The following is a 9,511-nucleotide window of genomic DNA, read 5'->3' as shown; positions in this document are numbered from 1 at the left end:
CGAAGACGGCAAGCCTCACCCCTTCCATCTCTACTCCATGCGACAGGCTATCGAGGAAGGCTTCATCCTCGACGTGCTGAAGAACTACTCGACCTACAAGGCCTATTACGAGCTGGAGAAGACCATCGAGGACGATCCGCGCTTCGAAGGTTCCAAAGCCCAGCGCAAGGTCGCCAAGTTCGCCCACCTGCATGACGACGCCATCGATCACAAGGTCGAGGTCATGGTCGAGCATTTCCGCCGCCATGTGATGGCCGAGCTGGGCGGTGAAGCCAAAGCAATGGTGGTGACAGCCAGTCGTGACGCTGCCCTGAAGTACTATCGGGGTGTGGAGCGCTATCTGGCGTCGAAGAGCTACAGCGAAATGGGCGTTCTTGTGGCTTTCTCGGGAGCACTCCCAGACGGCGCTGGTGGTGAAATTACCGAGCCGGAACTCAATGGCTTCGCCGAAACGGAACTACCCAAGAAGTTCGATGGGCCGGGCTACCATCTCCTGATCGTCGCGGAGAAATACCAGACCGGGTTCGACCAGCCGAAGCTCTGTGCGATGTATGTCGACCGCAAGTTGGCAGGGCTGCAGGCCGTTCAGACGCTCTCCCGGCTCAACCGGACGAAGCGAGGCAAGGACAAGACCTTCATTCTCGACTTCCAGAACTCCATCGAGGACATCCAGGAGGCCTTCAAGCCCTTCTTCGAGACAACCACGCTGGAGGAACGCTCCGACCCCAACCAGATCTATGAGTTGGAGCAGAACATCATCGGCTATGGCTTCATCGACCGGGCCGAGATCGACCGCTTCGCTGAGATCTACTTCAGGGAGGATGGGGTGACGACTGCCGACCGCCCCTCCCTTGAAGCCATTGTCCGCAATGCCGTCGACAGATGGCAGGCCGAAGATGGTGAAGGCCGCCGCGAGGAGTTCCGGCAGCTCCTCAAGAGCTATCAGCGCTTCTACGTCTTCCTGGCCCAGATCATGACGCTGGGGGATAGCTGGCTGGAGAAGCTCTACGTCTATGCCACTTGGCTTGACCGCAAGCTGCCCGACCGGGAACAGCCGGAAGACCCCGAAATCACAGACGATATGCTGCGCTTGGCCGCCTTCAAGGTCGAGCAAAAGGCAGAAGGATCGGCTTCGCTTCACGCGGGTGAAACAACCGAGTTGAAGCCCATCAGCGAGTTCGCAGCCAAACCCTTCACCGAGAAGGAAGCCAAGACGCTCCAGGAGATCATCGACGCGTTCAATGAGCGGCACGGGACAAAGTTCTCGAAGGCGGATTATCAGCGCTTCTTCGCCGCTTCCGAAAAAGTGATGGCCGACCCGAACATGCAAGCAACCCTCAAGAACAACCCGCCGGATGTCTCACGCGGGACCTACGAGCGGGCTGTCTATCCGGAGATCATCCAAGCATTCCAGCGGGACCGGGAGATGTCGAATATCATCCTGACAGATGGGGATGCACGAGCGAGGGTGTTTGATTTGCTGTTTTCGATGGCCTTGAGGCAGGTGAAGGAGGCGTCTTGAGCCGCTATTTGCGGGGAGAGAAGGTTGTGTCCATCCTAAAGCACAAAGCTTCGAAACCAGGCGTCAAAGAAACAGGCTCACATCCGGCCATCGGTGGCGAAAGGCAGCGATGAAAAGCTGATTGGCGGCCTCTTCCAGCTGATCGATCTCTGCGACGCGGGCATCATAGGTTTTCCAGTGCATGCCCTTTGGCTTCAGGGCGATCAACGCGCCGGTGCCCGGCTCCCCGCCCAGGGCGGTGCGGAGCTTGTTGGCGCGACGCAAGAGCCGGTCAAATTCCCGTTCCGACTGGCTCGCATAGGCCAGCCGGTAGCAATGCCGGCAAAGGAAGTATCGACCGCCCGCATGGAGTTTCACGACGCGCCGTCCGCACCGTGTCCCATTGACCACGCCGGGGCAGATGAACCACGGGCGCGTGCCGCCGAACCTGCAGGGCGTTGAGGCAAGCGCAACGGATTGCCGGACGTCCTTCCAGTCTTCCCCCCGCCACCGAAACCGGAAATCAAGGGTCAGCGCTCGGCCCGTGCTCTGCAGGGAAATATCAGCGACGCGCTCGCCTTCCCGCATCCATTGCCAGCCACCGGAAAATCCCGGCGCAAGGCAGCCTGCCCGGTGCAGCTGATTGACGTCCAGGCAGCGGTAATCCTCCACCTTGTCTTTCCAGCCCGGCCTGCCTGATCCGTATCCGCCCATCGTGATGCCTTTCCCGGTTTTACGAAATCGTTTGCGAAACTGATGATCAAATCGGTGTGTCGTGCGCCCCCAGCGCCGGGGGTATCTGTGCCGGGCTTGGGTCCGGCTTTGGTGTCATGATGCGCGCTTGCTCAATGCTATACGGGTGGACACGACTTTTCCGGACGGGTCGAAATGCTTTGAGGCCTTCAACCCGGCTTGGGTTTTCGAGCCGGTCGCGGCAATCGAGCGCGTTTCTCCGGCGCATCAGATTTGACGCGTTCATGCCGCTGATTTGTGGCGTCCCGATTTCATGCGCCGTTTCCATGTCTTGATCGGCAGGTTCGGATCCCCGGCAGCAGTTTCGGTGTCATAGCGGGTGAGCGAGGCCACGCGCTCCCGGCTTGCCGCATTGCCCCGGTTGCCGCCCTTGCGCTCTTCCCTCAGGAAGTCGCCCTCAATGAGTTCATCCACGGCCTTCCTGGCGGTGGCAGGCGCGCATCCGCACATTTTGGCCATGCGCCGCTCGCCAACCGGATACGCATTGGCCCTGTCCGGCCTGTACGCCGCGAGCAGGATCGCGATGATCTTGAAGGCCGGTGGCGACAGCTCCCCCCAAGCAGGGTGTTGCAGCCAGTGATCATAGAGCCGCGCGTGCGGTCGATCATGGCAACTGCTGGGATATGTCGGCAGCGACACCGGCTTGAGCCTGACACCCGCGCCTATGTCGCGCCGTGTTCGATCAAGGCGCGGATATCCTCCACACGCCAGACGGTCACGCGAGCGCCCAGCTTCTGAGGCTTGGGAAAGCGCCCATCCCGCACGCCCTGCCACCAGGTCGACTTGCTGACCGGAATGGGGCCTTGCGGGGCGAGGATGGATGAGAGGCGGACAAGGCCGGTTTCGGGAAATGCGGGGGTGGACTGCATGATGCGTCTCGATGCTGGCATCGCGGCCAGTGTCGCACGCTGCCGATTAGTAGCGCACATCATTGCTCGCAGACGGACAGGGTGTTGCGCACGTGGTTTTGATTGCAACACTACAGCTTGTAGCTATCCAGACGTTCTCTTACATGTGCCATCATATCGCTGCGGAGGATCGATAGCTGTTTCTGTACCTCCTCCTCAAAAGTATTTTCGTCATTGAACCATCTGGCGACAGTTGAGGGGTTGAGGTTCAAGGTTCTCGCGACTTGTCGGATCGAACCCGGTTGGCCCTGGTACCGTAGTTGCGCAGCTATCCAGGTTGAATTGGAGCGATTATTGCGGGCCTCCATAGCCCTATCTTCTGATGAGCGCTCGGCGCCAATTTGATGCTTTATAAGGACTACTAGGTCTCTAGGAATGTGCATTTCGTCATTCCGGTCCAGAGCATCTAACATCATGGCTATCAGATAGCTTACCAAGCTATTGCCGATTGCGTTTCCCCGGCTTTGGACATGGGTTTCGCCCGCGGATTCCTTGGCCTCCCGCTCGATCAAGCATTCCATCAGCTTCAAACTGATCGCGCTGATGCAGGCCGGGTCAGCATCAAGGGCACCAGCCATGGTTTCCGGGTTAATGCCGTGTTGCTTGAGAATGTCGGCGTTCGCAAAGAGCCAGTCGATGGACCAACTTGTGGCAACTTCGATCAACACTTCGGGGTTCGAGCGCCTCAGCTGAACGTAATGTTCAATTGTTGGGTTAGATTTGAACGCCTTCGACAAGTCATTGAAATCTCCAGTAACCCCATTGTGCTGCCGAGAGAGCCCATATCTGTCGTACGGCACGCCCTCCGCTAACCTAGTGTCCGATTTCCTTTTCTTCATCGCAAAGCCCCGTGGGAACGAATTCAGCAATCTCGCCGGCCCACCAGTCCGCCATCTTCACGCGTTCATCCCAATACCGTGCCCGGTGGTAGGCGCGGCGCACTTCATCCGCGCCAATATGGCCAAGTTCGACTTCAATCGCATCTGCATTCCAGCGCCCGCTTTCATTGAGAAGGCTCGACGCGCTGGCCCGGAAGCCGTGGGATGTGTGCTGATCCTTGTCGAACCCAATGCGCCGGAGTGCCTGATTCAGCGTGTTCTCGCTGATGGGCCGGTCGCGGGCGAGCGATGACGGGAAGGCGCGGTAGTTGCTGCCAGTCTCGGCTTGAAGCGTCCGCAATATGTCCACTGCCAGTTGCGGCAGATGCTTGGTGTGTTCCCGGCGCATTTTCGTGCGCGCGGCGGGTATCGTCCAGGTCGCGCGCTCTAGGTCGAACTCTTCCCAGAGCGCCAGCCGCAATTCACCGGGGCGCGGGTAGAGCAAGGCCATGAGCTTCAGAGCTGCCCGCGTGGATGGCGATCCGCTTCCATAGGCCCAGATCGCGAGGATCAGCTTGCCGTATTCCTTGAGGTCCGTGATCGCCGCCATGTGGGAAACCTTGGGCGCGATCAATGCGCCCCTCAGCCCATAGGTCGGGTCATTGTCTGCCCGCGCCGTTGCGATGGCGTAGCGAAACACTTGCCCGATGGTCGCGCGAAGTCTCTTGGCGGTTTCGAAATTGCCTTTTGCTTCCACCTTGCGGAGTGTCGCCAGAATAACGGCCGCGCTGATTGCGGTGATGGGCCGGTCGCCAAAGTCACCATAGGCCATATCCAGCACCCATTGTTTCTTCTTCAGGGTGACTTCGGCCTTCTTCTCCCTTCGGAGCTTGGCCATCAGTTCAGCAGCGATCTTCTTGAACGTGTGTTCGGTAAGGGCTTCCTCCGCCGCCTTCTTCTCCTTGGCGTGCGCGCTGGGGTCTATCCCCTCGGCAAGGAGGGTCTTGGCTTCGGCCCGCAATTCGCGCGCCCTTGCGAGCGTGATGGCGGGATACGGGCCGAATGAGAGAATGTTCTCTTTGCCGTTGAAGCGGTACCGCATCCGCCAGAGCTTGGATCCGGTTTTCTGGACCTGCACATACAGGCCGCCGCCATCGGCTTTCTTGTAGTCTTTATCGCGCGGATTGAATTGGCGCACCTGAAGATCGGAAAGCGGCATGTGCGGGCCTCTCACGGCTATCCCGCAGCAGGTTCGGGATACCCGCAAATCTACCCGCAAAATGCCCGCATGCCAACGGATATACCCGCACCATATCGGACAACTGGCTAGGTAGTTGGCTCAGTTTTCCGTTTAATTTTAAGCACTTATGGACGGTTTCGCTCGCTTTCGGAGAAAGCAATGGTGCCCAGGAGAAGACTCGAACTTCCACTCCCTTGCGGGAACTGGCACCTGAAGCCAGCGCGTCTACCAATTCCGCCACCTGGGCAGGTGTGCGAGGCGCGGTAACTAAAGCCGGGGCGGGGCGCTGTCAACGGCTTGCGTGCACGCGGTGCTGTGTTCCGCAGTTCAGCGCCAAGCGCATTGCCGCATGGACAGGCGCGCGGTTTTTTGGTCTATCCCGGACAAACCCTATTTCCGCGAGGGCAATCCATGCTGAGAGACGAGATCATCACCGTATTCGGCGGGTCCGGCTTTGTCGGGCGTCACGTGGTTCGGGCGCTGGCCAAGGCCGGCTACCGGGTCCGCGTCGCTTCGCGCCGTCCGCACCTGGCCCAGGACCTGCGTGTCATGGGTGTGGTTGGCCAGGTTCAGCTGATCCAGGCCAATCTGCGCGTGCCCAGCTCGGTCGAGCGTGCCCTGGATGGCGCCTCCGGCGTGGTCAATCTGGTGGGTGTCCTCAATGAGAATGGCCGCCAGACCTTCTCCCGCCTGCATGCGCTCGGGGCCAGGACGATTGCCGAAGCGGCGGCCGGCATGGGCATTTCCCGCATGATCCAGGTCTCGGCGATCGGCGCGTCGTCCGAGAGCGAGTCGCGCTATGCCCGCTCCAAGGCCGAAGGCGAAGCATCAGTCCTCGCCGCGATCCCCGAGGCAACGATCCTGCGGCCGTCCATTATTTTCGGAACCGAGGACGGCTTCTTCAATCGCTTCGGCGCCATGGCCCGCTTCGTACCAGCCCTGCCGCTCTTCGGCGGTGGCCAGACCAAATTCCAGCCGGTCTTCGCCGGCGATGTTGCCAAGGCCGTCCTGGCGGCCTTCGAGCGCAGCGAGGCGCGCGGCGAGACCTATGAGCTCGGCGGACCGGGCACCTACACGTTTGAAGCGCTGATGAAGTTCATTCTCGACGAGATCGACCGGCCGCGCTTTCTCCTGCCGCTGCCCTGGGCAATTGGCAGCGTGATTGCGACCGTGTCCGAAATCGTCGGTGCCCTGCCGCTGATGCCGGTGGTGATCACGCGCGACCAGCTGATCCAGCTGCGCTCTGACAATGTTGTTGCCGACGGCGCCAAGGGTTTGGCGGATCTCGGTATCGCCGGTGAGACGGTGGAGGCCATCGTGCCGAGCTATCTTGAGCGCTATCGCCGCTATGGCCAGTTCCACGAGCGCGAAGCCTGATCCCGCGATTGCATCTCGACCTAGTCAAGCGGGCCGCGTTCTGACGCGGCCCGTTTTTTCTGGCCTTGGCGTTGCCAGGCGAGGACGGGCAGTCCGGCGGCCAGAACCAGTAGACCGCCGACGCCCAGGGGCCCGTTCCACGGCCATTGTGGCGTCGACAGGAATAGCAGCGAGACCCCGGCAACCGCGTTCAGGGAGCCGTGCAGTCCGGCCGCGGCAACCAGGCCGCCGCGTTCTCGCAGATAGGCGTGATAGGGCGTCCACAGCGTGGTGAAGAGCGTCATGACGGCCACCCCGGTCCAGCCCAGGCCCGGATAATTATATCCCATCAGGATAATGGGGGCGTGCCAGATACCCCACAATACGCCGACCACCCCGCACATCGGCCAGAAGCCCAGACCGGACAGGCGCGGCTGCAACCAGCCCCGCCAGCCAAGCTCTTCGCTGATCATCAGGAAGACGGTGTTGAAAAGGATGCCAACAGGCAGTCCGACCGCGAGCTGGATCATCAGCAAGGTGCGGGCATCCATCGGTATGTCCTCGCCACTGGCGGCGATCTGGGCGGCGATGACGGCTGTCGGGTCGCCCGGTGCCTGTCCGGACAGGGCGAGTGTGGCGCCGATGGCGAGGGCGCAGATCAGGATCGGCAACAGCCAGCCGACCAGGGTCCACACTGCGATGCGGCCGAGGCCGAAACCGGCCAAGCCAATCGCCGCCAATCGCCTGCCCTCGTCGAAGATGAAGATGCAGACCAGGCCCGCGAGGGCGGGCCCCATCATCATCAGGGACAAAAGGCCCAGACTTCCCAGCGGTCCTTGGGCGCCCAGCCCGCCGGTGACATGGATGAGATAGGCGATTGCCCAGCTGAAACCGAAGGCGATGAGGAGGAAGACGGACAGGGCGCGCATGGCGATCTCTCTTAATTAGGTTTATCCCTAATCAATCATGCGTGCCCGGCCAGGGCAAGGAATTTCGTCAAACCGCTAAATAAAGAAGGCGAGGAGTGCGAGACCCAGTGCAACCCGATAGAGGGCGAAGGGCAGGAAGCCGATCCGGTCGACCAGTTTCATCAGGACGGCGATCGCGGCCCACGCCGTTATCGTGGACAGGCCGGCCACGATGAGACCGTTGGCCAGGTTGGCCCCGGCAGCAGCGCCGTCGGTGCGGGCCAGCTCGATCAGGGAGATCAGCCCAAATGCGGCAATGACGGGAATGGCCATCAGCATGGAGAAGCGGGCGCTCTCCTGGCGGGTCAGTCCCAGCCCGCGCGCGGCGGTCATGGTGACGCCCGAGCGCGAGGCACCGGGGATGAGCGCAAAGAGCTGGGCAAGGCCGATCAGGGCGGCCTGGCGAAAACTCATCGTCTCCAATGTGTCGACCTGGCGGCCATAGCGGTCGGCGAGCCAGAGCGGCAAGGCGAAAACCAGGGTCGCGATCGCGATCACCAGCGGCGAACGCAGCGTGTCGACGAGATCGAATGCGACAAGACCGCCGGCGACGATGAAGATCGGCGGCATCGAGGCACCGACGAGCAGCGCAATCCGGCCACCGGGTGTCATCCGGCCCTGGAGAAGGGCCAGCTTGCCGATGGCAACGGCGCCGATATCGCGGCGGAAATAGATCAGGACGGCCAGCAGTGAACCGGCGTGCGCCATGACATCGATCAGCGGTCCCTGATCAGCCTGGCCTGTGACTTCGGGTGCGAGGATGAGGTGGGCCGACGAGGAGATCGGCAGAAATTCGGTAATGCCCTGCACGAGCGCGAGAAGAATGAGATAGATCAAGCTCATGAAACCGGCCTGCTGGAGGGTGAGAAGGGATATTTGATCAAACGGCGGGGCTTGGCCAGCGCCTTGCCCCGTCCGCAGCCTGCCCGGCAGGGTCGGCCCGATTGACGGCAAAGCCGCAGCGGCCCAAAACCGGTGCAGAAGGACGGATCCATGCCCCATGATTTCGCTGGCAGCCCGCAAGGGCCCGGGCGGCTGAGCCCGAAAGAAGCGCTCAGCCATACCGGTCAGGCCACAGCCGCCTCTGTCGCGGTGGCCCTCATTCTGACCCTGACCAAGGCCGTGGTGTGGTGGATGTCCGGTTCGGTCGCCCTGCTGGCGTCCATGGCAGACAGCCTGCTCGACCTGACGGCTTCGCTGACCGTCTATCTGTCCGTTCGCTACGCCGCCGAGCCCGCTGATGCGGAGCACCGTTTCGGGCATGGCAAGGCAGAAGCCTTTGCCGGCATCATGCAGGCCATTTTCGTCGCCATGTCGGCTGTCCTTCTCCTGCGAGAGGGCGTCGAGCATCTGTTCAATCCGGTGGAAGTGCGCGCCAGTGGCTGGGCCATCGCCGTAATGGGCCTCTCCATCGTGATGACGCTGGGCCTGCTGGTCGTACAGACACGGGCGGTAAAGGAGACCGGGTCGGTAGCGGTGGAAGGTGACCGGGCCCATTATTTCTCGGACCTCGGCGCCAATGCGGTTGTTATCGTGGGCATTGTCGGCGCGACCGTGGGCGGACTGCTCTGGCTGGACGCGGTTGCGGCGCTGGCGGTCTCGCTCTGGCTGTTCTGGACGGCCTGGGGCGTGGCGCGCGGCGCCGGTGACCAGCTCATGGATCGCGAATTGCCGGACGAGGCGCGCGAGCATATCCGCAGGCTGGCCGGTGATGACCCGCGCATCATCGATATCCATGAGCTGCGCACGCGCGCGTCCGGCCCGCTCATCCATATCCAGTTTCACCTCGCGCTGGACCCCGATCTCACGCTCAGCGAGGCGCATGGCATTCTCGTCGACTGCGAGCGGCGCCTGATGGATGCCTACCCGGCCGCCGACATTCTCATCCATCCCGACCCGCATGGAGAGGCCGAGCCGCACGGCGCTGAATTTTTCAATGCAGAAAGCACGTCCAAGGACGCTTAGAC

9 protein-coding genes, 1 tRNA gene and 1 pseudogene are annotated in these 9,511 nt (G+C 61.6%); 3 read left to right on the top strand and 8 right to left on the bottom strand.

What is annotated here, in order from left to right; all coding sequences use genetic code 11:
* Window positions 1–1,522 (top strand): annotated as a pseudogene (locus tag QZ266_RS15115) (type I restriction endonuclease subunit R); the annotation flags it as partial.
* A 63-nt stretch (window positions 1,523–1,585) separates the two neighbouring features.
* Here the strand turns inward: QZ266_RS15115 and QZ266_RS15110 are convergent.
* From QZ266_RS15110 to QZ266_RS15085, 6 genes are all read right to left on the bottom strand, one after another.
* The gene (locus QZ266_RS15110; protein ID WP_295696619.1) at window positions 1,586–2,215 is read right to left on the bottom strand and encodes a hypothetical protein; all 630 of its coding nucleotides are present in this window, start codon (window positions 2,213–2,215) and stop codon (window positions 1,586–1,588) included.
* A gap of 261 nt (window positions 2,216–2,476) precedes the next feature.
* Window positions 2,477–2,893 carry a hypothetical protein gene (locus QZ266_RS15105; RefSeq protein ID WP_295696617.1) on the bottom strand — a complete coding sequence of 139 codons (417 nt, stop codon included), beginning with the start codon at window positions 2,891–2,893 and terminating at the stop codon, window positions 2,477–2,479.
* Window positions 2,894–2,916: 23 nt separating this feature from the next.
* Entirely contained in the window at window positions 2,917–3,123 is a 207-nt protein-coding gene (locus QZ266_RS15100; RefSeq protein ID WP_295696615.1) for an AlpA family transcriptional regulator, read from the bottom strand.
* Between the two features lie 110 nt (window positions 3,124–3,233).
* Window positions 3,234–3,899: a hypothetical protein gene (locus tag QZ266_RS15095; RefSeq protein ID WP_295696614.1), complete on the bottom strand. Its 666-nt coding sequence runs from the start codon at window positions 3,897–3,899 to the stop codon at window positions 3,234–3,236.
* A 76-nt stretch (window positions 3,900–3,975) separates the two neighbouring features.
* Window positions 3,976–5,199, bottom strand: coding sequence for an integrase arm-type DNA-binding domain-containing protein (locus QZ266_RS15090; protein WP_295696612.1), 1,224 nt, complete (start codon window positions 5,197–5,199; stop codon window positions 3,976–3,978).
* 181 nt (window positions 5,200–5,380) lie between these two features.
* Window positions 5,381–5,467: transfer RNA gene (locus QZ266_RS15085), tRNA-Leu, on the bottom strand.
* A gap of 164 nt (window positions 5,468–5,631) precedes the next feature.
* On the opposite strand from QZ266_RS15085, the gene QZ266_RS15080 reads away from it, so the two are divergent.
* Window positions 5,632–6,597, top strand: a complete 966-nt coding sequence (locus QZ266_RS15080; protein WP_295696610.1) for a complex I NDUFA9 subunit family protein — start codon at window positions 5,632–5,634, stop codon at window positions 6,595–6,597.
* Window positions 6,598–6,617: 20 nt separating this feature from the next.
* On the opposite strand, the gene QZ266_RS15075 is transcribed toward QZ266_RS15080, so the two are convergent.
* Together QZ266_RS15075 and QZ266_RS15070 are read right to left on the bottom strand one after the other, a co-directional pair.
* Window positions 6,618–7,505 (bottom strand): CPBP family intramembrane glutamic endopeptidase, encoded by an 888-nt coding sequence (locus QZ266_RS15075; RefSeq protein ID WP_295696608.1) that lies wholly within the window; start codon window positions 7,503–7,505, stop codon window positions 6,618–6,620.
* A gap of 75 nt (window positions 7,506–7,580) precedes the next feature.
* Window positions 7,581–8,387: an undecaprenyl-diphosphate phosphatase gene (locus QZ266_RS15070; RefSeq protein WP_295696607.1), complete on the bottom strand. Its 807-nt coding sequence runs from the start codon at window positions 8,385–8,387 to the stop codon at window positions 7,581–7,583.
* 150 nt (window positions 8,388–8,537) lie between these two features.
* On the opposite strand from QZ266_RS15070, the gene QZ266_RS15065 reads away from it, so the two are divergent.
* A complete protein-coding gene (locus tag QZ266_RS15065; RefSeq protein ID WP_295696604.1) occupies window positions 8,538–9,509 on the top strand; it encodes a cation diffusion facilitator family transporter in 972 nt (323 codons plus the stop codon).
* Window positions 9,510–9,511: the final 2 nt, after the last annotated feature.

Origin of the sequence: uncultured Maricaulis sp. (genome assembly GCF_905480005.1) — a bacterium.
Classification (GTDB): Bacteria; Pseudomonadota; Alphaproteobacteria; order Caulobacterales; family Maricaulaceae; genus Maricaulis.
The sequence above is the reverse complement of the archived record's forward strand: the minus strand, read 5'-3'. Positions and strand labels throughout refer to the sequence as shown.

Coding starts and splice junctions, on each gene's coding strand:
- QZ266_RS15090 (WP_295696612.1), bottom strand. CDS start 5,199: ATGCCGCTTTCCGATCTTCAGGTGCGCCAATTCAATCCGCGCGATAAA.
- QZ266_RS15065 (WP_295696604.1), top strand. CDS start 8,538: ATGCCCCATGATTTCGCTGGCAGCCCGCAAGGGCCCGGGCGGCTGAGC.
- QZ266_RS15070 (WP_295696607.1), bottom strand. CDS start 8,387: ATGAGCTTGATCTATCTCATTCTTCTCGCGCTCGTGCAGGGCATTACC.
- QZ266_RS15080 (WP_295696610.1), top strand. CDS start 5,632: ATGCTGAGAGACGAGATCATCACCGTATTCGGCGGGTCCGGCTTTGTC.
- QZ266_RS15100 (WP_295696615.1), bottom strand. CDS start 3,123: ATGCAGTCCACCCCCGCATTTCCCGAAACCGGCCTTGTCCGCCTCTCA.
- QZ266_RS15110 (WP_295696619.1), bottom strand. CDS start 2,215: ATGGGCGGATACGGATCAGGCAGGCCGGGCTGGAAAGACAAGGTGGAG.
- QZ266_RS15075 (WP_295696608.1), bottom strand. CDS start 7,505: ATGCGCGCCCTGTCCGTCTTCCTCCTCATCGCCTTCGGTTTCAGCTGG.